This window comes from Gordonia gummivorans (assembly GCF_022513585.1).
Taxonomy (GTDB): Bacteria; Actinomycetota; Actinomycetes; order Mycobacteriales; family Mycobacteriaceae; genus Gordonia.
This window is the reverse complement of the sequence record NZ_JAKWBF010000003.1, coordinates 61,020-81,653: the sequence shown is the minus strand read 5'-3', so window position 1 is coordinate 81,653 and position 20,634 is coordinate 61,020. Positions and strand designations below refer to the sequence as shown.

The following is a 20,634-nucleotide window of genomic DNA, read 5'->3' as shown; positions in this document are numbered from 1 at the left end:
TGGGCTTCTGCCCGTCTGACCTGTGACAAATGTCCTTGCCGGGCACTTGCGGGCGAAGCTGTCGGCCGTCCTGTCGGGGCAGCCAATTAGGCTGTGCCTGTGACCAATGTCTTCGATCGGTTGACCGGCCAGGACGCCGTCGCCGACGATCTGCGCGCCGCAGCGCGTGCCGCCCGCAGCCTGGCAAACCGGCTCGACGAGGGCGACGCGGGTGCGATGTCGATGTTCGGGGAGCCCGACGAACAGACCGGTGACGCTTTCGACTCTGCCGCCCGGGCATCGATGACCCATGCGTGGCTGTTCACCGGCCCACCGGGCAGTGGGCGGTCGGTGGCCGCGACCTGTTTCGCGGCCGCGCTGCAGTGTCAGCACGAGGACGCGTCGAACATCGGGTGTGGGGAATGCCGCGCGTGCACCACGGTGATGAGTCGCACCCACGCCGACGTCCGGCACGTGGTGCCCGAAGGGTTGAGCCTCGCGGTCAAGGAGATGCGGGAGATCGTGCAGGCGGCCGCGCGTCGCCCGGGTACCGGACGCTGGCAGATCGTCATCGTCGAAGACGCCGACCGGCTCACCGAGCAGGCGGCCAACGCATTGCTCAAGGTTGTCGAGGAACCGCCGTCGCGCACGGTGTTCCTGCTGTGCGCGCCGTCCGTGGACCCCGAAGACATCGCGGTGACTCTACGATCGCGCTGCCGCCATGTGGCACTTGCGACACCGTCGGCGCACGACATCGAACGTGTCTTGGCCGAACGTGACGGCATCGACCCCGACCAGGCGCGTTGGGCCGCGTCGGTGTGCGGCGGTCACATCGGCCGAGCGCGTCGGCTGGCGAGTGATCCCGAGGCCCGCGCACAACGCGAGATGGCACTCGCGCTGGCTCGGGATGCCAACCGCGAGAAGACGGCCTACGCGGCGGCCGAGAATCTCGTGCGCACCGCCGACGCCGCCGCCAAGGCGATCGCCGCCGAACTCAACGAGCCCGAGATCGAGGAGATGAAGACCGCGCTCGGGGCGGGCGGCACCGGCAAGGGTGCAGCACGTGCACCTCGCGGGACGGTCGGGGCCATCAAGGAACTGGAGAAACGGCAGAAGTCCCGGGAGACCCGCGTCGGGCGTGACGTCCTCGACCGCGCACTCGTCGACCTCGCCGCCCTGTTCCGCGACGCACTCGTGGTGGGCGTCGGCGCCAAGGTGACCGCCATGCATCCGGACAAGACCGACGACATCGTGATTCCAATGGCCGCCTACGCCCGGCCCGAGCAATTGCTGAACTGCCTGGAAGCGGTGCTCGCCTGTCGCGAGGCGCTCGACATGAACGTCAAACCCAAGTTCGCGGTCGACGCGATGGTCGCGACCATCGGGTTGTCGATGCGCAAGAGCTGAATCAGCGCTACCTGCGCGTCGTAGCCACCTCGAGCAACTCCCGCGCCGGCCCGCGCAGCGTGATGCGCGGCGACCACACCGCGCGCAATGGTCGGATCATCGCCAGCCCGTCGACCTCGACGTGCACCAGCCGCCCGGCGGTGATGTCCTCGGCGACCGACAGTCGGGACAGGACGGTCGCGGCCGGTGAGCTGAGCACCGACGCGCGGATGGCGGTGACCGAGCGCAATTCGATCAGTGGGTCGGTTGCTTGAAAACCCTTCTGCGCCAATGCCTCTTCAAAGGTGAGCCGTGTGCCCGATCCCGGTTCGCGTTGAATCAGCGGCGTCGCGGCGAGTTCGTCGGCGCCGATCCGGCCGGTTCGGGCCCAGGGGTGACCCGGAGCGCAGACAACCAGCAATTCATCCATGGCCACCAGCGCGGACTCGAGATCCTTGGTGGGACCGGGAATCTCGATGAAGCCGAGATGTGCGTCGTCGGCGCGCACCGCGTCGAACACCTCGGTCGAATTCATCGGCCGCACCGACAGTTTGGCGTCGGTGCGGCCGGCCAGTGTCACGATCCAGGACGGAACAAGGTATTCCGCAACGGTTTTCGACGCGGCGACGATCAGTGTTGCCTGACGGGCCGCAACCAGCGAGTCGACGCCGGCAGTGAACTCGACAGCCCGCTCCACCAGTGCGTTGGCCCACTCCAAGACGACGACGCCGTTCGCGGTCGCCTCCACACCCGCCGGGGAACGCGCGAACAACTCGACGCCGAGCTCATGTTCCACCGATCGGACCCGCGCACTGACCGCCTGCTGGCTCATGCCGAGTTCGCGCGCCGCGGCACCCATGCTGCCGAGCCGGCCGACGGTGACGACCACCTCGAGCGCGGCGAGATCGGGAAGTCGGCGCGCCACCATGGCTGACACCGTATGCGGGCCGGTCCGGGGCCCACAACAACCGGGCCCGGTGCGCGTCGGGTGCGGTTCTATAGTGGGGTCATCCACACAGGTACAGGGAGAGTGCGATGTCGGACTTCATCAAGAAGGTCAAGGAAGAGGCGCGGGCCGTCTCGGCGGCGATCGACAACGAGCTGACCGTGTTGGAGGGCGTCGACGGTTACGACCCGTTAGCCCATCGGGACGCAGAGGAATCGGGCGCAGAGGAATCGGGTGCTGAGGAATCGGGTGCTGCGGAGACCGGCAAGGGTGGCACCGGAGTGGGCCATCCCGGCGACGATGCCGGCAGCGACGACGCGGGCGCCGACGATGACGACGTGGCCAGGTCCGATGCGACACCGCCCGAGACGGGTTCGGAAGAACTGGGCGAGAAGGCCTGATCCGACCGGCCCGAACGGCCACCGCGTCGTCGGAATGCGCAGACAATGAGGGGTACCGCTCTTCAATGCGCAATTCTTCGACGACGAGGTGAGTGACATGACCGGTACCGATTCGACCTACACCGCGGCAGTGGTGACGGCATTCGGTGAACCCCTGACCATCGACCAACGCCCGCTGCCCCAACCCGGGCACGGTCAGGCGCTGGTCAAGCTGGAGACCTCGGGGGTGTGCCACACCGATCTTCATGCGGCGCACGGTGATTGGCCGGTCAAACCGTCGCCGCCCTTTGTTCCGGGCCACGAGGGATACGGCACCGTGGTGGCCGTCGGGCCCGGTGTCACCGAGATCGCCGTCGGCGACAAGGTCGGCAATGCCTGGCTGTGGTCGGCGTGCGGACATTGCGAATACTGCCGGACCGGGTGGGAGACGCTGTGTGAGCGTCAACAGAACGGCGGCTACTCACTCGACGGATCCTTCGGGACCTACATGCTGGTCGACGAACGTTTCGCGGCGCGGATTCCCGACGGCTGCGACCCGGTGGAGGTGGCGCCGATCCTGTGCGCCGGCGTCACCGTCTACAAGGGTCTGAAGGTGTCGGAGACCAAACCCGGACAATGGATCGTGATCTCCGGGATCGGCGGACTCGGGCATGTGGCCGTGCAATACGCGCGGGCGATGGGCATGCGCGTCGCCGCCGTCGACATCGGTGACGACAAACTAGACCTCGCCCGCGAGCTCGGTGCCGAGGTCACCGTCAACGCCGCGTCGACCCCCGACGTCGCAGCCGCGATCCAGGAACAGACCGGTGGCGCGCACGGTGTGCTGGTCACCGCCGTGCATCCGGAGGCGTTCGGACAGGCGATCGGCATGGCACGTCGCGGCGGGACGATCGTCTTCGTCGGACTCCCGCCCGGCGACTTCCCGGCACCCATCTTCGACGTCGTGCTCAAAGGTCTCACCATTCGTGGCTCGATTGTCGGGACCCGCCAGGACATGGTGGAGGCGCTGGATTTCTATGCGCGTGGCCTGGTCAAACCCACCGTCGCCACGACGCGTCTCGAGGACATCAACGACGTGTTCCGGCAGATGGAAGAGGGCAAGATCGAGGGTCGCATCGTCATCGACTACCGCTGAGAGCACTAAGCTCACAGCGTGACCGTTGGCTCCGACTCGGGTGAGCGCCGTGCGCTGGTGTTGAGCCTGATCGCCACGGCGGTCTTGGGCACAGGTGCGGTGCTGTGGGGCATCCTCAGCGGCGCGAGCGTCATCCTGTTCGACGGCATCTACATGCTCGCGGGCAGCGTGCTGGTCGGCGTGTCACTGCTGGCCGCCAGAGCAGCAAGCACCGCGCCGACGCCCGAGTTCCCGTTCGGTCGTCACGGCGCGACCCCGCTGGCCGTCGGCCTGCAGGGGGCGGCGCTGCTGGCGACGCTCGTCTACGGCGCCGCCGACGCAGTATCGGTCATCCTTAACGGAGGCTCCGGTGCGGCGGCGGGCAGCGTCGTCGCCTATGGCGTCGTGTCGGCGGTGGCGTCCGGCCTGGTCATCGTCGTGCTGCACCGGCCGGCGCGGGTGTCGCAACTGGCGCGCGCCGAACTGGTGAGCTGGCGGGCCGGGGCGCTGCTGAGTCTGATGGTCGCGGTCGGCGGTCTGGTGGCCGTCGTGCTCGATCGCCGCGGGTCGGCGGCGGCCGCGTCGTATGTCGATCCGATCCTGGTCCTGATCGCGTCGGCGTCGATCGCGCCCATGGCGATTGCGTTGCTGAGACAGGGAATACGTGAGCTGATGGAGGCGGCGCCGGCGGGCGAACTGAACGAGGTCATCGCTGCGGCCGCCGCCGATGCGGCCGTCGAGTACGGGCTGTCCAAGCCCATCGTGCGCGCGACGCGATTGGGACGACGCCTCTACGTCGAAGTCGACTTCCTTGTGCGACAGGGCGATTGGCGGGTCGAGGACGAAGATCGAGTGCGGCGCTTCATCGTCGACCGACTGGACTCGACCGACCACGAGGTGTGGGCGAACGTGGAACTGTCCACCGATCCGACGCTGATCGAGGACTGACGGGTCACGGCATGATCACGGTGACCGGCTTCGGCGGCGCGGTCAGCAACCGACCACCGATACCCAACCTGAAGCGCACGGGACCCGACCCGACGCGCAGGGTTGCGCCGATGCTGTTGTCGTAGCTGAACATCCCGCGGTCGGTGAGTCGGCGTACGAGTTTGCCGCTGCGATGGGTGGCGAAGTTGTACCAGGCGATGGTGACGACATTCGAGCACGGCCCGAGAACCTTTGGTGTCCAGGCGAACCAGCCTCCGCTGACCCACGCCGTACCGCGTCCCGGCGAGACGTTGATTCCCCCCATCGCCTTGCCGACGCAGTTGTCGCCGACGGCGAAGGCATTGCCGAGGTCGAAACTCTGATACGGGCGTGCGGGCGCGGCGTCGGCTCGGCTGCCGAATCCGATGGACAATGCCGCGGCGACGGCAATGGAGGCGAGCGTGAGGACAATCCGATGGTTGCGCATGGTCTTCTCCTGGTTGCACGACGACACGAGTTCACTCACAGAGCATGTCTGCGTCGGGCAAGGATTCGTTACCAAAGCTAAAATTGTCGGGCGAATGCGCTCTCCGACTCCGGGTGCCGGCCGACGTAGAAGCGGGCGACGAAGAAGCACAGCGTCGCCAGCACTGCCGATCCGCACATGACCACGCCCATGGGAACGGCGGTGTCGTCGCCCGCCAATCCGCCCAACGGCGAGACGATTCCGGCGACGAGGAACATCACGCCGCCGAGCACCGCGCTGCCCGCACCCGCCGCGTCGCGGCTGTGTTCCATGGCGAGTGCTGCGCTGTTGCCGGCGACGAAGCCGAAACAGAGCACCGTGAAAAACAGCGGTATCACCAGCAGCGACGGATTTGCCGACGACGCGGCGAGGAGTACGACAACCGCTCCGACGATCATCAACGGCAGGGCGATTCCCACGACATGTGCCGGGTGGACGTGTCGTCGGGACAGTCGCGCCGAGACCAGGCCGCCGATCGTGAGACCCAGTGCATTGACGGCGAACCCGAGCCCGTAGATGGTGCTCGAGGTGCCGATGACCTTCTGGTACACGAACGACGAACTCGAGATGTAGGCCATCAGCGTCCCGAGGGCGAAGGCCTGCGTCAGCACGTAGGCGAGGAAGATCGGGTGCCGGAAGCGGCCGAGGAGATCGCCCAGCCCGAGTGTGGCCTTCCGGTTCGCCTCGACCAGGCTCTCCGGGACCGTTGTCACGGCGCCGATGAACTGCAGGACGGTCGCGGCCAGGATCACGCCGAAGACCCATCGCCACGACACCTGCCCGGCGAGCAGCCCGCCGATGACCGGGGCGATCACCGGCGCAAGGCTTTGGATGGTCATCATGAGCGTCATCGACCGGGCGCCCGCGAAGCCGCGCAGCAGGTCGGCGATCACCGCCCGGGCGGTGACCATGCCCGCAGCCGCCGCGAAAGCCTGCACGAAGCGCGCCGCGATGAGCACCTCGATGGTGGGTGCGAACACCACCACGATCCCGGCGAGCACCGCGACACCTGACCCGATGATCAGGGGCCGACGTCTGCCGTAGCGGTCGGACAGCGGCCCCCACACCACCTGGCCGACGCCGACGCCCACCAGGAAGGCCGTCAAGGTGAGCTGCACCATAGTCGTCGAGGTGTGCAGGGACTCCTGCACTTCCGGGAACGATGGCAGGTACAGGTCGGTGGCGATCGGGGCGGTCGCCGAGAGCAGCGCCAGCACGAAGAGAAGCCGAGCGCCGAGGCCCTCGCGGTCGGTGGGCGGCGGTGTGGTCACCGGGCTGACGATATCGCGCGTCAGATCATGCGAATTGTGCGGTTGCGGTGGAGCCGCCCAGGGGAATCGAACCCCTGACCTATTCATTACGAGTGAATTGCTCTACCGACTGAGCTAGGGCGGCGTGCTGCGCGAGGCAGCGCCCACGAGTGTAACGACTACCGGCTATCGAACAAAAACCAGTATCACTACGCCGGGAAGTCCTCACCGCACGGCACGGCGACGCGGCGCGTGGGATCGAGCGCGTTGCGCGTGAGCGCGGCGACGGTAGGGGAGTAGGCCATGCCGACGTGCCCGATCGTCGACTTCGGGCATACGTCCTGGACCAGCGTGTTCGTGATGTTCGGCCCAGGTGGCATGAGGGTGACCGGGTAGGGCGTGGAGATCTCGTCGTAGCGGGTGGCGAGGTTGACGTAGCGGATCGTCGGGTGCGTCGGACCCCAGTTGTTCTCGCCGGGGGCGCGGGCGGGGAGGCGGTCGGTGATCGAGCCGGTGCGCGAGTGGCCACGGTTGGGCGACGACAGGCCGACGATGGTGTCGACCTGGGCGGCACGACCGGGCAGCTGCGTGAACAGCTGCGCGATCGCACCGCCCTGGGAATGCCCGACGAAATCGACCTTGCGGGCCCCGGTCGCGCGCAACACACGGTCGACGAACGCTGCCACCTGCCGCGCCGACCGATCTTTGTTGCCGAGACCACCGATGTTGCCGCTCCAACTCGTCTGCCCATAGGTCACGCTGAACACGCAGTACCCGGCGTTGGCCAGCGTCGGCGCCAGGTACGCCCAGTCGGCGTACTGGTTGAGCGCCGTCCCATGCAGCAGGATCACCGGGTCGCGGCCGAGTCGGTCCTTGCAGCCGAAGCGATTCGACCCCAGGGGTGAGGCGGTGGCCGGCTTCCCGTAACCGGTGGCGATCGCGCGTGCGGGGTCGCTGGTCACCGGATAGGGAGCCGCGTGGGCGGAGCCGGGGCTCGTCACCAACATGGCCACGATGCCGACGGCGATGGACAGCAGAATGACGACACGACGGTGAGTCATGTCGTCATTCTGCACTGGGTGGTGTCAGCGGGTGGGCTGGTTGCGGCGGTGATCTCGACACGGGTCCTCGGCTGGCGCCTCGGTCCCGGCTCGATCCGGCGGATCTCGACACGGGTCCTCGGCTGGCGCCTCGGTCCCGGCTCGATCCGGCGGATCTCGACACGGGTCCTCGCCCAGGGGCTCGGTCCCGGCTCGATCAGCGTGGGGCGGCTCGATCAGCGTGGGGCGGCTCGATCAGCGGGAGGCTCACACCTGCGCGAAATTCTCCGCGAGTTGGGTGAGCCGGACGCTGTTGCCGGACGGGTCGCGGAACCCGGCGTCGATGCCGTACGGGCGCTGCTCGGGGGTCTCGGTGAACTCGACACCGCGGGCGGCCAGCTCCTCGTACGATGCCTGACAGTCGTCGGTGGTCAAAAAGACCGTTCCGGCAAAGCCTTTCGACATCAGACTGTCGATCTCGCCCTTGACCTTGGCGTCGATCATCGGCGGTCCGGGGATGTCCATGAGCACGATGCTGACGTCCTCTTGCCCGGGCGGACCGACGGTGAGCCAACGGAAGCCGCCCATCTCCGGCATGGTGACGTCCGACCGAACCTCCATGCCGATCTTGGTCGTCCAGAATTCGAGCGCCTCGTCCTGGTCGTGTACCCAGAGTTGCGCGCATGCGATGCGAATCATGTTGTCCACCTTTCGAAGTCGATCTCCGTCGAAAATCTCGGGGAGCTTGTGACAACGAAGCTACGCCGACGGCTCGATGGTGGTCTTCTCCCCGTGTGCTGTCTTGTCCACCCTGCTCGAAGGGCCCGGCCGCGAGTACACGCGCAGCACGCACGCGGGCACGTGGGCGTAGGTCGAGGCGGGCGGGAAGGACGCGCGGTAGGCGGTCGGGGTCTTGCCGAAAGATCGGGCGAAACTGGTGGTGAACGACCCGACACTCGAGAGCCCCACCGACATGCAGATGTCGGCGACCGATCTGTCGGTGGAGCGCAGCATCGCGGCCGCGCGTTCGAGTCGTCGGGTCTGCAGATAGGCGTGCGGCGACTCGCCGAACGCCGCCGTGAACGCCCGGGTGAAGTGGGCTCGGGACAGCTTGGCAGCCGCGGCCATGTCGTCGACGGTGAGTGGCTCGGCGAACCGCACGTCGACGAGATCCTTCGCCCGCAACAGGTGTCGGGTGGGATGCGTGCTGGTCATTAGGTGATTATCGCCCATCGGCGTCGAGAAAGGCGCGCCCTCGTGGCGACAGCTCATAACCCACGTCGAGGCTCCTGGTCAGGCCGAGTGCCTTCAGCTTTCGTACGTCGAGTTTGAAATCGGGCCTCTCCCTGCCGAGTTCGGCGGCCAATTCGGTCGAGACCACCGCCGGCCGACGTCCGATGAGAGCCAGCACCTGTCGCGTCCACGGCCCGTGACTCGACCGACTGTCCAACCGGTCGAGGCGCTTGGTGAGGTCGGCGATGTCCTCGTCCGACAGCTCGGCGTCGGCGCGCAACGCGATCCGCGGATCCTCACCGTGCCAACGCAACCCGATGCGGAAGGTTGGGTACTCGTCGGGTCCGCGCAGACGTGCGCGTGCCTTGTCGGCGTTCGGGAATCCGGCGCGCTTGGCGTCGCGATCGGTGATCTTCTCGGGGTCGACGCTGCGCACCGAGGTGATCTCGATGACCCCGGCCGCAGTCACGAACGTGGAACCGACCTTGACCCGGGAGTCGGCCCAGCGTCGGAACGCAAGGTCGACGGAGCCGTCGGCGACTCCTTGAGCGATCGGCCTCGGTAACAGCACCCTTCGACGGTAGACCTGGCGATGCGGCTACAAAAGGGTTCGGATGCGACGTACGGTCGAAGGTATGACCGGGTCCAGTGGAACACCAGTCACCGCGGCCGCCGCCACCGAGGTCGTCTCCGATCCTTGGCGGGTCCTCGCCGACAAACTGGTCGCCGCCTACAAGACCGGGTCGATGGTCCGTGGGGGTGAGTTCGTCGCCAAGATCATCGACGCCGCAGAGGTGGCCGGGCATCACCCCGACATCGACCTCCGTTACGGCACAGTGCATCTGGTGCTCACCACGCACAGCGCGCACGCACTCACCGAGGCGGATGTCGCGCTGGCGAACACGATCGCAGCAATCGCTGTGGACCTGGGTATCGAACCCGCACCGACGCCGATGACCCAGTTCGATCTCGCGATCGACGCCCTCGACATCGCCGCGATACGACCGTTCTGGGCGGCCGTGTTCGGTTACAAAGATGCGGCCGAGCACCAGCCGATCGACCTCGTCGATCCCGATGGCCGTTTGCCGGGGGTGTGGTTTCAACAGATGGACGAAGCCCGACCGCAACGCAGCCGAATGCACGTCGACCTGTGGGTACCGCACGACGAACTGGAGCACCGCCTGCAATCCGCGCTGGAAGCGGGTGGTCGGCTGCTCACCGACGAGTATGCGCCGTCGTTCTGGGTCCTCGCCGATGCCGAGGGCAACGAGGTGTGCCTGTGTACCTGGCAGGAGCGCGCCGACTGAGGGTGCGAGAAACACTCTGTGCCTAATCGGAGAACCCGGGTGTTGCAGCACACAGGTTTCCCGACTCGACACAGAGTGTCACGAGTGACTAGTGCAGGCCCTCCGCCCGAGCTGCTTGTGCGACGGCCTCGGCCACCGCGGGGGCGACCCGGTCGTCGAGCGGACTCGGGACGATCTTGTCGGCGGCCAATTCGTCGGCGACGACCGAGAAGATGGCGTCGGCCGCGGCGAGCTTCATCCGCTCGGTGATCCGGTTGGCGCCGGCGTCGAGCGCACCCTTGAACACGCCGGGGAACGCGAGCACGTTGTTGATCTGGTTCGGGAAATCGCTGCGGCCGGTGGCGACCACGGTGGCGTACTTGGCGGCGACCTCGGGGTGGATCTCGGGGTCCGGGTTCGACATGGCGAAGATGATCGGGTCGGCCGCCATGGTGGCGACGAGATCCTCGGCGATCTTGCCCGCCGAGACGCCGACGAACACGTCGGCACCCGAGAACGCCTCGGCCGGACCACCGGAGATGGCACGGGGGTTGGTGAATTCGGCGAGCTCCTGCTTGACCTCGTTCAAGTCGTCGCGGTGGAAGCTGACGATGCCCTTGGAGTCGAGCACCACGATGTCCTCGATACCGGCGGCATGAAGGATCTTCGCGCACGCGACACCGGCCGCTCCGGCACCGGAGATGATGACACGCAGCTTGGTGATGTCGCGCTCCAGAACCTTGGTCGCGCCGCGAAGGGCTGCAAGGACGACGATCGCGGTGCCGTGCTGGTCGTCGTGCATCACCGGGCAGTCGAGGGCCTCGATGACGCGCTGTTCGATCTCGAAGCACCGCGGTGCGGAGATGTCCTCGAGGTTGACCGCACCGAAGCTCGGGCGCAGACGGATCAACGTCTCGACGATCTCGTCGGGATCCTTGGTGTCGAGGACGATCGGGATCGAGTTGAGTCCGGCGAACGTCCGGAACAGTGCGGACTTGCCCTCCATGACCGGCAGCGACGCACGCGGACCGATGTCGCCGAGACCCAGCACGGCCGTGCCGTCGCTGACCACCGCGACCAGCCGGTCGGTCCAGGTGTACTTGTTCACCAGGTCGGCGTCGGCGTCGATCGCCCGGGACACCTGTGCGACGCCCGGTGTGTAGGCGATCGACAGGTCGCGCTGGGTGTCGATGGGCGAACGCAACTCGACCGACAGTTTGCCGCCGACGTGCGAGAGGAAGATCTCCTCGTCGGTGATCGGCTGATCGGCGATGGTCGGTTCGGTGTACGGGGCGTCGCCGGTGCGTGCGCCCCCGTCCGTGCTCGTCACGGTTGTCCTCCTGGGCCCTGGTGCGTAGTTGCCCAAGTGTCCCACCGCACCGAACGAGCGATCAAGCAGGGTGGCCGGTGGGCGGACCGTGTTAGGGTACATCTTGTGTCTATGTCGCATGCGCACCCGGAATCTGCTGCTGAGCGTGTATATGGCGTGGTCAAGGAGCAGATTCTCACAAACGAGATCGCCGGCGGTGAGCTGATCAGCGAGGGTGAGGTCGCCACGCAGTGCGCGGTCAGCCGTACTCCGGTCCGCGAGGCCTTCCTTCGTCTGGAGGCCGAGGGATGGATGCGGCTGTACCCGAAACGCGGCGCTCTGGTGGTCCCGATCGGCGACCGGGAAGCGCGCGACGTGGTCGACGCCCGGATCCTGTTGGAGAGCCATGCGGTGGGATCGTTGACGGGCCGCGACCGGGCTCGCGACCAACTCGTCGAACAGCTGCGGGCAAACGTCGACGCCCACCGAGCGGTGCCGTCGGACGATGTCGCCGAGTTCGCCCGGATCGACGCCGAGTTTCATCAGCTGATCGTCGCCGCCGGCGACAACGCGATCCTGGCGGGATTCTTCGTCGGCCTCGGTGAACGGCATCGGCGGATGACGACGAGCAGTGTGCATCGCGACGCGTCCATCCCCGACCTGATCCTGGGTGACCATGCCGCGCTCGTGGAGGCCATCGCGTCAGGCGACGCGTCGGCCTACGCCGCACTGCTCGCCGACCATCTCGCCGCAGTGCACGACCTCCGGGGTGGAAGCCGATGACGCGCCGGATCTCGACGCTGGGTTGGCCCGCGGTCGCCCTCGCGGTGTTCGCCACCGCGTGGGGTGGCAACGAGTTCACCCCTCTGCTCGTCATGTACCGCCAGTCCGGGGACATGTCTGCGGTCACGGTCGACGCCTTGCTGTTCGCCTACGTGCTCGGCATCGTCCCCGCACTGCTCATCGGCGGACCGCTCTCCGACCGCCTGGGCCGACGGCCCCTGATGCTTCCGGCTCCCGTCTTCGCGGCGCTCGGTTCGGCGATCCTCGCCGCCGGTGCCGGTTCGGCGACGATGCTCGCGTCCGGCCGCGTCCTCAGCGGTGTCGCGCTGGGGCTCTCCATGGCTGTCGGTGGTAGCTGGATCAAGGAACTGTCCGACGCCGACGGTGCACCTGCCGGCACCGGCGCCAAGCGTGCGGCGATGAGCCTGACCGCAGGTTTCGGGATCGGCGCGGGTGTCGCGGCCGCCCTGGCGCAGTGGGGGCCGTGGCCGCATGTGCTGCCCTACCTGGTCAACATCTCGATCGCTGCGCTTGCTGCCGTGCTCCTCGTCGCCTCGCCGGAGACGCGTGCCCGCCAGATCCGGCCCGGCCGTCTGCTCGACGACCTGAAGATCCCGGCCGCCGGACATCGACGCTTCCTGCTCGTCGTGCTGCCGGTCGCGCCATGGGTGTTCGGTGCCGCGGCGTCGGCCTATGCGGTGATCCCGGCGCTGATGTCGACGCGCAGCTCCGGCATGCCGATCGCCTTCGCGGGATTGTGCTGCGTGCTGGGACTGGCCGCCGGTTTCTTGCTGCAATCGGTCGGCCGTCGGATCGATCGGCCCGGGAGCGTGCGCGGAGTGGTGGTCGCGCTGGTCATCGTGGCGGTCGGGATGGCGCTGGCCGCGCTCGCCGCCCATCTGCTGACGGTGTGGGCCGCACTGCTCGCGGCAACCGTCCTGGGCTGCGGCTACGGCATGGCGATGATCGCCGGATTGCTCGAGGTCGGACGCATCGCCGGACCCGACGACCTCGCCGGCCTCACCGCCGTCTTCTACGGCGTCACCTACCTCGGCTTCGCCGTGCCCGCGATCCTCGCGTGGATCTCCGAGACCTGGGTGAGCATCGGATATCCCACGATGTTCGGGTTCGGGGTCGTCGCCGCCGTCATCTGCCTCGCCGTCACGCTGATCGGCCACCGGACCGGCGCCGACCGGATCGACCCCGACCTCGCCGCCGAAAGCGCAAGCGGCCCGCTCGCTTCGCTCCCGGCGCCGGGCCGGGAGTCCTGCGAGCTGGATACGGCCACCCGGTAACCTGCTGGTGTTTGATCGGACACCGGCAGAAGGGCGCGCGTGATGTTGCTGGGGGCGTGGGTGGTCGTCGTCACCGCCCTGGTCCTGATCGTTCCGGGTGCGCTCGTCGGCCGCCGGATGATGCTGCCGTGGCCGGTCGCGCTCGCCGCCGGACCGCCCATCACCTTCGGACTCGTCAGCATCTTGACCGTCCTGTACTCGGCGGTCGGGTTCCAGTGGAATGCGATCAGCGCGCTCGTCGGACTGGTTCTCGCGATGTTCGCCGCGTGGGCCTACGCCGCACTCCTGCGCACGCGTTGGGGACGTCGAGTGGCGCCCGCGCCGGAAGGACCTGGGTCCGACGAAACTGGGTCCGACGACCCACCCGCAGGCATCACCGCAATGCTGCGCGTCGCCGCCGGTGTTGCCGTCGGCGGTGCCATCATCGCGATCACCTGCATCCGGCCCATCGCGACGACGGCCTTCGCCGGACTGAACAACGTGTCGCAGGTATGGGATTCCCTGTGGCACGCAAGCTCTTTGCGGTGGATCCACGAGACGGGCATCGGCTCTGGGCTGCGCATGGGCGAGCTGATGAACTACGACACCCACGGGTTCAACTACTACCCGAACACCTGGCATGCGCTGGGGGCGTTGCTCTTCCCGATCACCGGCGCCAATCCGGTCGAGCTGTACAACACCTATTCGCCTGCGGTGCTGGCGATCACCGTGCCGCTCGGCGTCGCATCGATGTCCTACTGGTTCGCCCGCCACCGCTTCGACGTGAACTCCTCGGCCACCATCGCCGCCGCGGGCGCCGCGATCAGCGCACTGTTCCCGTCGCTGCCCTACGTCGAGGTGGAGCTGACGTCGGTGCCGAACGCGGTGGGCGTCAGCCTCGCGCCGGTGGCGGCGATCCTGACGATGGGTGTCATCCGCGATCGACGGCGAGTCGGTCCCGCGGCATTGGCCGTGACCGGTGTGACGGCGACCCATCCGTCGGGCCTGATCGTGGTCGGCGTCATCGTCGCCCTGTGGTGGCTGTGCGAGGCACTATGGCATCCAGTTTCCACGCGACTGCGTGACCTGCTCACCCTTGTATCGACCGGGGCGCTCACGCTGATCCTCGTGGCGCCGGTCATCTACGGGACGCTCAAGGTGTCCGACACCAACGAACTGCCCTTCTTCGACTTCCGCGTCGAGACGGTCGGCGTCGCGCAGGGACTGTCGCAGGCCGCGTTCAACGGGACCGTCCCATTGGCCGACTACTACCCGCTGTGGGGTCTGATCGCCTTCACCGCGCTCGGGCTGATCGTGCTGGCCTGGATGCGTTGCTGGGCGGGGCTGCTCGCATGGCTGGCCTTCGTGCTCGTGACGGCGAACGCGGTGGTCGAGCTCAGTGTGCTGTCGTATCCGCTCGGTTCGATCGGCGGCTACTTCTACAATTCGCCCCATCGTCTGACGTTTGTGGTTGCGTTGCTTTCCGCGTCGGCCGCGGGTCTGGCGGTCGGGTCGGCGGCGGTGTGGTTGTCGCGGTGGGTGTCGGGCAAGCTTGCCGCGCGCTCATCGGAAAGCGATGCGCCGCGGAGGTTCTCACCAGCTGTGGTGGCGACGGCCGCGTTGGCGCTGCTGCTGGTGCTCATCGCCGGTGCGGGCGTGGTGAAGTATCCGCAACACGCCCAGTTGGCGTCCAAGGAGCGCGGTGGGAAGTACATCGGGCCCGATGATCTCGACGCCTACCACTGGCTCGCCGACCGTCCCGACGCCTGGAACTCGGTGATCCTCAACAACCTCGACCAGGGGACCGGCTGGATCTATCCCGTGACCGGCCTGACGCCGCTCTTCCCGTTCTACCGGGCCAACGACTTCTCACAGCGGCAACGCGATCTCTATTGGGGGGTGTCGACGATCGGCGCCGACCCCAAGATCGACCAGATCGTCCGAGACATGCGGGTGCACTACGTGATCGACTCCCCGCCGAGCTACTGGCCGTTCCAGAACGGCGCACCGGGCCCGGGACACCAGGGTGACCCGTTCCTGGCCCTGCGCCGCAACGGCGCGCCCGGGCTGACCGAGGTGTTCCGGCAGGGGAACGTGACGATCTTCCGCGTCAACGATTCGGTGCTCGCACCACCTCCGTGACGCGTTGGCATGAACAGCGCCAACCGCACTCCGAAGCCCCCCGCCTCCTTTCCGCAGCCCGACGTCGCCATCGCCGCCGCCGTCACAGAAACCTCACTCGTAGTCAGGGACCGTCGGCAGTTCCGAAGGTCTCTGACCAGAAATGAGGTCCCTGTCGCAGCGCAATTCTCGAACTCGGGAGCATCGTCGTCGAGCACCCAAAGCGCTCCATGCCGCCCAAGAAAGAAACTAGGGGAAGAAAACTCGTCCCCTACCCTTGGAGTCTTCCCCCAGAAATTTGTAGGGGAGGACTGTGAACTCCGGGGAGAAGCTCTTCCCCCAGATTTTTCGGCACGGGCCGGACTTCCCGGGTCAGCCGGGGCCGGTCAGCGGTGGGTGCATCTCAGCTGTCCGGATAACCGGTGGGATTCCCGGACTGCCAGCGCCAGGTGTCGGCGCACATGTCGTCGATGGTCTTGGTTGCGTACCAACCCAATTCGCTGTTCGCGCGGGTCGGGTCGGCGTAGGAGGCGGCGATGTCGCCGGGGCGTCGGGGTGCGATCTCGTAAGGAATCTCCCGACCACTGGCCCGCTCGAACGCCTTGACCACCTCGAGAACCGAAACACCTTGTCCGGTACCGAGATTCCACGTCGACATGCCGGGTTCGCCACTGCTGACGCGATCGAGCGCGGCGACGTGTCCGGCGGCGAGGTCGTCGACGTGGATGTAGTCGCGCACGCCGGTGCCGTCGGGGGTGTCGTAGTCGTCGCCGAACACCGACAGCTTGTCGCGCCGTCCCACCGCGACCTGCGCGACGAAGGGCATCAGGTTGTTCGGGATGCCGCTCGGGTCCTCGCCGATCTGGCCGCTCGGATGCGCGCCGACCGGGTTGAAGTAGCGCAGCGCGGCTATCCGCAGGGTGGGGTCGGCGGCAGCCACGTCACCCAGGATCTGCTCGATCATCACCTTGGTCCAGCCGTACGGATTAGTCGCCGACGTCGGCAGATCCTCGGTCATCGGCAGCTTGGGCTCGGCGCCGTACACGGTGGCCGACGACGAGAAGACCAGGGTGTGCACGTCGTGCCGATGCATCGCCCGCAGCAGCGAGAACGTGGTGCCGAGGTTGTTCTGGTAGTAGTCCAGTGGTTTGGCCACCGACTCGCCGACCGCCTTGTAGCCGGCGAAGTGGATCACCGCGTCGATCGGCTCATGGGCGAAGAAGTGTTCGGTCTTGTCGATGTCGGCGAGGTCGAAGGCATGCACGGGGATCGACGTGTCGGTCAGGGCCTCGAGTCGCCCGACGACCGTCGGCTTGGCATTGCTGAAGTCGTCGACGATCACCACGTCGTGGCCGGCGTCGATCAGCCGGATCACCGTATGCGAGCCGATGTATCCGGCACCGCCACTCACGAGAACACGCATACCGACCACCGTAGGCGGGAAACCTGGGAGTCGACCGTACGAACCCTGTGTCGTGCGCTGCATTTTCCCGCCCTGCATCGCACATTCAGAATCGCTAATAGTGACTTTGTGATCCGATAGTGGCAGGGTTTATTGCGGTGCTCGTGGGGGCGGGCCGGATCGATAGAAGACGACCCGGGTGGGAGAGTATGTCGCGAACCGACGTGTGGTTTGTTTCGGGTGGGGTCCGCTGTGCAGCCTGGCTGTACATGCCCGACGAGTCCACCGAGCCGCCACCCATCGTGGTGATGGCACACGGCCTCGGTGCAGTGCGGCAGATGCGTCTCGACGCGTTCGCCGACCGGTTCACCGCCGAGGGCTACGCGTGCCTGGTGTTCGACTATCGCTATTTCGGCGACAGCGCCGGACGACCCCGACAGCTGCTGTCGATACGACGGCAGCTCGACGACTGGGCCGCTGCGATCGCCTATGCACGCTCGCTGGGCAGCGTCGACGGATCACGGGTGGTGCTGTGGGGCACGTCCTTCGGTGGCGGACATGTGATGGTTGCGGGTCAACGCGACGGTGCGGTCGCCGCCGTGATCGCGCAATGCCCGTTCACGAGCGGTGTGGCGTCAGCCCTGGCCATGGAGCCGTTGAACTCGGTCCGGGTGGTCGGTCGCGCCCTGGCCGACGTGGCGTCGATGGTGATCCGACGGAAGCCGGTGACGATCCCGCTGGCCGGCGAGCCGGGTTCGGTCGCGCTGATGACCGCACCCGACGTGGTGCCCGGCTACCTGCCGCTGGTGCCCTACGGTCTGCCGTTCACCAACGCCGTCGCCGCGCGTGTCGGCCTGGCGATCCCGCTGCACACGCCCGGGCGTTCCCTGCGCAAACTCACCTGCCCGACGCTGGTGTGCGCGTGCGATCGTGACACGGTGGCACCGGTCAAGCCGACCGTGCGGTACGCGTCGCAGAACCCCAATGTGCGGCTTCGGCGCTACGACGAAGGACACTTCGACATCTACGTCGACGACGGATTCGAGAAGGTGATCACCGACCAGATCGCGTTTCTGCGCGACGTGGTGCCGGTCAGCCGGTGACGCGTTCGGTGACCGCGTAGTTGGCCTCCACCGACTCCTTGCCCGGCTGCCACCACGCGGCGTTGTCCCGATACCAGTCGATGGTCGCCGACAACCCACTCCGGAAGTCGAGATACCGAGGTTGCCAACCGAGTTCGGTGCGCAGCCGGGTGGAGTCGATGGCGTAGCGACGATCGTGGCCGGGACGGTCGGTGACGAAATCGAAGGCGTCGGCCCGCTGACCCAACAACTCGAGAATGGTTTCGACGACGGTGCGGTTGTCGACCTCACCGTCGGCGCCGATCAGGTACGTCTCGCCGATCTGGCCTTTGTCGATGATCCTCCACACCGCGTCGTTGTGGTCGTCGACGTGAATCCAGTCGCGGATGTTGCGGCCGTCGCCGTAGAGCTTGGGGCGAATACCGCTGAGTACGTTGGTGATCTGGCGCGGGATGAACTTCTCGATGTGCTGGTACGGACCGTAGTTGTTGGAGCAGTTGGAGATCGTCGCACGCACCCCGAACGAGCGCACCCATGCGCGGACCAGCAGGTCGCTGCCCGCCTTGGTGGACGAATAAGGACTCGACGGGTTGTAGGCGGTCTGTTCGGTGAAACGCGCCGGGTCGTCGAGCTCGAGGTCGCCGTACACCTCGTCGGTGCTGATGTGGTGATAGCGGACACCGTGTCGGCGAACCGCTTCCAGCAGCGTGTAGGTGCCGACGAGGTTGGTCTGCACAAAGGCCGACGGGTCGGCGAGTGAATTGTCGTTGTGCGATTCCGCCGCGAAATGGACGACCAGGTCGGACTCGGCGACGAGACGATCGACCAGCCCGGCGTCGGCGACATCGCCCTGCACGAGTTCGACGCGGTCGGCCACCCGGGCCAGGGTCTCGGGATTGGCGGCGTAGGTGAGTTTGTCGAGTACACGCAGTGTCGCGTCCGGTCGGGTTGCGAGCGTGCGCAGCACGAAGTTCGCTCCGATGAACCCGGCCCCACCCGTTACAAGAACACGCATGCTGCCACACTCTACCGGCGCGATTAGGGTGTTGAGCATGCGCGGAATCATTCTGGCCGGGGGCACCGGGAGCCGGCTGCACCCGATCACCCAGGGTGTGAGCAAGCAACTCGTACCCGTCTACGACAAGCCGATGATCTATTACCCGCTGTCGACGCTGATGCTGGCGGGAATCCGCGACGTCCTCATCATCACCACGCCGCACGACGCGTCCGCATTCCAGGGACTGCTGGGCGACGGCGGCCAGTTCGGTATCAATCTGTCGTATATGACGCAGGCGTCACCGGACGGGCTCGCGCAGGCCTTCGTGCTCGGTGCCGACCATATCGGCAACGACTCGGTAGCACTCGTGTTGGGCGACAACATCTTCTACGGTCCGGGCCTCGGTTCGCAGTTGCAGGGATTCGAAAACGTCGACGGCGGTGCGATTTTCGCGTACTGGGTGGCCAACCCGACCGCATACGGCGTCGTCGACTTCGACGAGAACGGCGTCGCCCGCTCGCTGCAGGAGAAGCCGGAGCATCCGAAGTCCAATTTCGCGGTACCGGGACTCTACTTCTACGACAACGACGTCGTGGACATCGCGCGCAATCTGAAACCAAGCGCCCGTGGCGAATACGAGATCACCGACGTCAACGCCCACTACCTCGAACGTGGGAAGCTGTCGGTCAAGGTGTTGCCGCGCGGCACTGCGTGGCTCGACACCGGAACCTTCGACTCCCTGCTCGACGCCGGCAACTTCGTGCGCACCGTCGAGCAGCGGCAGGGCCTCAAGATCGCCGTGCCCGAAGAGATTGCGTGGCGTCGCGGATTCATCGACGACGACGAGTTGCGGGTGCGGGCGGAGAAGCTGCGCAAGTCCGGGTACGGGGACTACCTGCTCGAATTGCTCGAACGCGGAAAGGGTTTCTAGTGAAGGTACGTCCGCTGGCTATCGACGGCGCCTGGGAACTGACCCCGGTCCAGCATGGCGACGCGCGTGGGTTGTTCGCCGAGGCGTTCAAGGCCGACCTGCTCGCCGAGGTCATCGGGCACCGCTTCGACCTCGCCCAGGTCAATCTGTCGGTGTCGGCGGCCGGGGTGCTGCGCGGCGTGCACTTCGCCGACGTCCCGCCCGGCCAGGCCAAGTACGTGACCTGCGCGTCGGGTGCGATCCTCGACGTCATCGTCGACATTCGGGTCGGCTCGCCGACGTTCGGCACCTACGACACCGTTCTTCTCGACGATGCCGACCGTCGTGCGGTCTACCTCGCGGAGGGCCTCGGTCACGCATTCTGCGCGCTGGCCGACCACTCGACCGTCACCTACCTGTGCTCGACCGGCTACAACCCGTCCGCCGAGCACGGCATCAACCCACTCGACCCCGCGCTCGGCATCGAGTGGCCGACGCTCGGGCGCGACGGGACACCCCTGACGTACGAGTTGTCCGGCAAGGACACCGCCGCGCCGAGCCTGGCGGAAGCACGTGACTCCGGGCTCCTGCCGTCCTACGACGACGTCACCGCATATCTCCGGTCGCTCGCCGAATAGGCGCCACTACTCAGGGACATCGCGACTACT

At 66.9% G+C, this 20,634-nt stretch carries 21 protein-coding genes and 1 tRNA gene; 11 read left to right on the top strand and 11 right to left on the bottom strand.

From position 1 onward, the window contains the following. Positions 1-99: 99 nt before the first annotated feature. A complete protein-coding gene (locus tag MKW15_RS03390; RefSeq protein WP_240856169.1) occupies positions 100-1,386 on the top strand; it encodes a DNA polymerase III subunit delta' in 1,287 nt (428 codons plus the stop codon). Positions 1,387-1,393: 7 nt separating this feature from the next. Here the strand turns inward: MKW15_RS03390 and MKW15_RS03385 are convergent, their stop codons facing one another. Further along, on the bottom strand, positions 1,394-2,293 hold the full coding sequence (locus tag MKW15_RS03385; RefSeq protein ID WP_240856168.1) for a LysR family transcriptional regulator: 900 nt from the start codon (positions 2,291-2,293) through the stop codon (positions 1,394-1,396). Between the two features lie 107 nt (positions 2,294-2,400). Between MKW15_RS03385 and MKW15_RS03380 the strand changes: the two genes are divergently transcribed. From MKW15_RS03380 to MKW15_RS03370, 3 genes are all read left to right on the top strand, one after another. Then, the gene (locus MKW15_RS03380; protein ID WP_240856329.1) at positions 2,401-2,712 is read left to right on the top strand and encodes a hypothetical protein; all 312 of its coding nucleotides are present in this window, start codon (positions 2,401-2,403) and stop codon (positions 2,710-2,712) included. A gap of 97 nt (positions 2,713-2,809) precedes the next feature. After that, positions 2,810-3,847 carry an alcohol dehydrogenase AdhP gene (gene adhP / locus MKW15_RS03375; protein WP_240856167.1) on the top strand — a complete coding sequence of 346 codons (1,038 nt, stop codon included), beginning with the start codon at positions 2,810-2,812 and terminating at the stop codon, positions 3,845-3,847. Positions 3,848-3,865: 18 nt separating this feature from the next. Further along, complete coding sequence (locus tag MKW15_RS03370; protein ID WP_240856166.1) at positions 3,866-4,774, top strand: cation diffusion facilitator family transporter; 909 nt, start codon at positions 3,866-3,868, stop codon at positions 4,772-4,774. 4 nt (positions 4,775-4,778) lie between these two features. On the opposite strand, the gene MKW15_RS03365 is transcribed toward MKW15_RS03370, so the two are convergent. The 7 genes from MKW15_RS03365 to MKW15_RS03335 all read right to left on the bottom strand — a co-directional run bounded on the left by MKW15_RS03365 (position 4,779) and on the right by MKW15_RS03335 (position 9,373). Next, positions 4,779-5,279: a hypothetical protein gene (locus tag MKW15_RS03365; RefSeq protein WP_240856165.1), complete on the bottom strand. Its 501-nt coding sequence runs from the start codon at positions 5,277-5,279 to the stop codon at positions 4,779-4,781. 38 nt (positions 5,280-5,317) lie between these two features. Next, on the bottom strand, positions 5,318-6,550 hold the full coding sequence (locus tag MKW15_RS03360; protein WP_240856164.1) for a multidrug effflux MFS transporter: 1,233 nt from the start codon (positions 6,548-6,550) through the stop codon (positions 5,318-5,320). Between the two features lie 48 nt (positions 6,551-6,598). Further along, a tRNA-Thr gene (locus MKW15_RS03355) sits at positions 6,599-6,674 on the bottom strand. A gap of 64 nt (positions 6,675-6,738) precedes the next feature. Then, the gene (locus tag MKW15_RS03350; RefSeq protein ID WP_240856311.1) at positions 6,739-7,536 is read right to left on the bottom strand and encodes an esterase/lipase family protein; all 798 of its coding nucleotides are present in this window, start codon (positions 7,534-7,536) and stop codon (positions 6,739-6,741) included. A gap of 300 nt (positions 7,537-7,836) precedes the next feature. After that, a complete protein-coding gene (locus tag MKW15_RS03345) occupies positions 7,837-8,268 on the bottom strand; it encodes a VOC family protein (protein WP_240856163.1) in 432 nt (143 codons plus the stop codon). Positions 8,269-8,328: 60 nt separating this feature from the next. Then, a complete protein-coding gene (locus MKW15_RS03340) occupies positions 8,329-8,784 on the bottom strand; it encodes a helix-turn-helix domain-containing protein (protein ID WP_240856162.1) in 456 nt (151 codons plus the stop codon). A 7-nt stretch (positions 8,785-8,791) separates the two neighbouring features. After that, positions 8,792-9,373 carry an ASCH domain-containing protein gene (locus MKW15_RS03335; protein WP_240856161.1) on the bottom strand — a complete coding sequence of 194 codons (582 nt, stop codon included), beginning with the start codon at positions 9,371-9,373 and terminating at the stop codon, positions 8,792-8,794. A gap of 64 nt (positions 9,374-9,437) precedes the next feature. On the opposite strand from MKW15_RS03335, the gene MKW15_RS03330 reads away from it, so the two are divergent. Continuing rightward, positions 9,438-10,109, top strand: a complete 672-nt coding sequence (locus tag MKW15_RS03330) for a VOC family protein (protein WP_240856160.1) — start codon at positions 9,438-9,440, stop codon at positions 10,107-10,109. An 88-nt stretch (positions 10,110-10,197) separates the two neighbouring features. Here MKW15_RS03330 and MKW15_RS03325 read toward each other — a convergent pair whose 3' ends face one another. Next, positions 10,198-11,418 carry an NAD(P)-dependent malic enzyme gene (locus MKW15_RS03325; RefSeq protein ID WP_240856159.1) on the bottom strand — a complete coding sequence of 407 codons (1,221 nt, stop codon included), beginning with the start codon at positions 11,416-11,418 and terminating at the stop codon, positions 10,198-10,200. 111 nt (positions 11,419-11,529) lie between these two features. Between MKW15_RS03325 and MKW15_RS03320 the strand changes: the two genes are divergently transcribed. Genes MKW15_RS03320 through MKW15_RS03310 form a run of 3 tightly spaced genes read left to right on the top strand, consistent with a single transcriptional unit; the run spans position 11,530 to position 15,596 of the window. Further along, on the top strand, positions 11,530-12,180 hold the full coding sequence (locus MKW15_RS03320; protein WP_240856310.1) for a GntR family transcriptional regulator: 651 nt from the start codon (positions 11,530-11,532) through the stop codon (positions 12,178-12,180). Continuing rightward, positions 12,177-13,475 (top strand): MFS transporter, encoded by a 1,299-nt coding sequence (locus MKW15_RS03315; protein ID WP_240856158.1) that lies wholly within the window; start codon positions 12,177-12,179, stop codon positions 13,473-13,475. Before MKW15_RS03320 ends, MKW15_RS03315 begins: the two co-directional genes overlap by 4 nt. Before the next feature lie 42 nt (positions 13,476-13,517). Beyond that, positions 13,518-15,596: a DUF6541 family protein gene (locus tag MKW15_RS03310; RefSeq protein ID WP_240856309.1), complete on the top strand. Its 2,079-nt coding sequence runs from the start codon at positions 13,518-13,520 to the stop codon at positions 15,594-15,596. Positions 15,597-15,978: 382 nt separating this feature from the next. Here MKW15_RS03310 and galE read toward each other — a convergent pair whose 3' ends face one another. Continuing rightward, positions 15,979-16,998, bottom strand: a complete 1,020-nt coding sequence (galE, locus tag MKW15_RS03305) for a UDP-glucose 4-epimerase GalE (protein ID WP_240856157.1) — start codon at positions 16,996-16,998, stop codon at positions 15,979-15,981. 188 nt (positions 16,999-17,186) lie between these two features. Here galE and MKW15_RS03300 point away from each other — a divergent pair, with 188 nt between their 5' ends. After that, positions 17,187-18,080, top strand: coding sequence for an alpha/beta hydrolase (locus MKW15_RS03300; protein ID WP_240856156.1), 894 nt, complete (start codon positions 17,187-17,189; stop codon positions 18,078-18,080). Here the strand turns inward: MKW15_RS03300 and rfbB are convergent. Then, positions 18,070-19,074, bottom strand: coding sequence for a dTDP-glucose 4,6-dehydratase (gene rfbB / locus MKW15_RS03295; protein ID WP_240856155.1), 1,005 nt, complete (start codon positions 19,072-19,074; stop codon positions 18,070-18,072). The two genes, MKW15_RS03300 and rfbB, sit on opposite strands and share 11 nt — an antisense overlap. A gap of 37 nt (positions 19,075-19,111) precedes the next feature. Between rfbB and rfbA the strand changes: the two genes are divergently transcribed. Both rfbA and MKW15_RS03285 read left to right on the top strand, forming a co-directional pair. Next, the gene (rfbA, locus tag MKW15_RS03290) at positions 19,112-19,987 is read left to right on the top strand and encodes a glucose-1-phosphate thymidylyltransferase RfbA (RefSeq protein ID WP_240856154.1); all 876 of its coding nucleotides are present in this window, start codon (positions 19,112-19,114) and stop codon (positions 19,985-19,987) included. Next, positions 19,987-20,604 carry a dTDP-4-dehydrorhamnose 3,5-epimerase family protein gene (locus tag MKW15_RS03285; protein ID WP_240856153.1) on the top strand — a complete coding sequence of 206 codons (618 nt, stop codon included), beginning with the start codon at positions 19,987-19,989 and terminating at the stop codon, positions 20,602-20,604. Before rfbA ends, MKW15_RS03285 begins: the two co-directional genes overlap by 1 nt. Positions 20,605-20,634 lie beyond the last annotated feature (30 nt).

Excerpts from the sequence above, each read along its gene's own strand:
- MKW15_RS03340 (WP_240856162.1), bottom strand. The coding sequence starts at position 8,784 with ATGACCAGCACGCATCCCACCCGACACCTGTTGCGGGCGAAGGATCTC.
- MKW15_RS03345 (WP_240856163.1), bottom strand. The coding sequence starts at position 8,268 with ATGATTCGCATCGCATGCGCGCAACTCTGGGTACACGACCAGGACGAG.
- MKW15_RS03350 (WP_240856311.1), bottom strand. The coding sequence starts at position 7,536 with ATGTTGGTGACGAGCCCCGGCTCCGCCCACGCGGCTCCCTATCCGGTG.
- MKW15_RS03385 (WP_240856168.1), bottom strand. The coding sequence starts at position 2,293 with ATGGTGGCGCGCCGACTTCCCGATCTCGCCGCGCTCGAGGTGGTCGTC.
- adhP (WP_240856167.1), top strand. The coding sequence starts at position 2,810 with ATGACCGGTACCGATTCGACCTACACCGCGGCAGTGGTGACGGCATTC.
- MKW15_RS03315 (WP_240856158.1), top strand. The coding sequence starts at position 12,177 with ATGACGCGCCGGATCTCGACGCTGGGTTGGCCCGCGGTCGCCCTCGCG.
- MKW15_RS03300 (WP_240856156.1), top strand. The coding sequence starts at position 17,187 with ATGTCGCGAACCGACGTGTGGTTTGTTTCGGGTGGGGTCCGCTGTGCA.
- rfbA (WP_240856154.1), top strand. The coding sequence starts at position 19,112 with ATGCGCGGAATCATTCTGGCCGGGGGCACCGGGAGCCGGCTGCACCCG.
- MKW15_RS03320 (WP_240856310.1), top strand. The coding sequence starts at position 11,530 with ATGTCGCATGCGCACCCGGAATCTGCTGCTGAGCGTGTATATGGCGTG.
- MKW15_RS03380 (WP_240856329.1), top strand. The coding sequence starts at position 2,401 with ATGTCGGACTTCATCAAGAAGGTCAAGGAAGAGGCGCGGGCCGTCTCG.
- MKW15_RS03310 (WP_240856309.1), top strand. The coding sequence starts at position 13,518 with ATGTTGCTGGGGGCGTGGGTGGTCGTCGTCACCGCCCTGGTCCTGATC.
- MKW15_RS03330 (WP_240856160.1), top strand. The coding sequence starts at position 9,438 with ATGACCGGGTCCAGTGGAACACCAGTCACCGCGGCCGCCGCCACCGAG.
- rfbB (WP_240856155.1), bottom strand. The coding sequence starts at position 19,074 with ATGCGTGTTCTTGTAACGGGTGGGGCCGGGTTCATCGGAGCGAACTTC.
- galE (WP_240856157.1), bottom strand. The coding sequence starts at position 16,998 with ATGCGTGTTCTCGTGAGTGGCGGTGCCGGATACATCGGCTCGCATACG.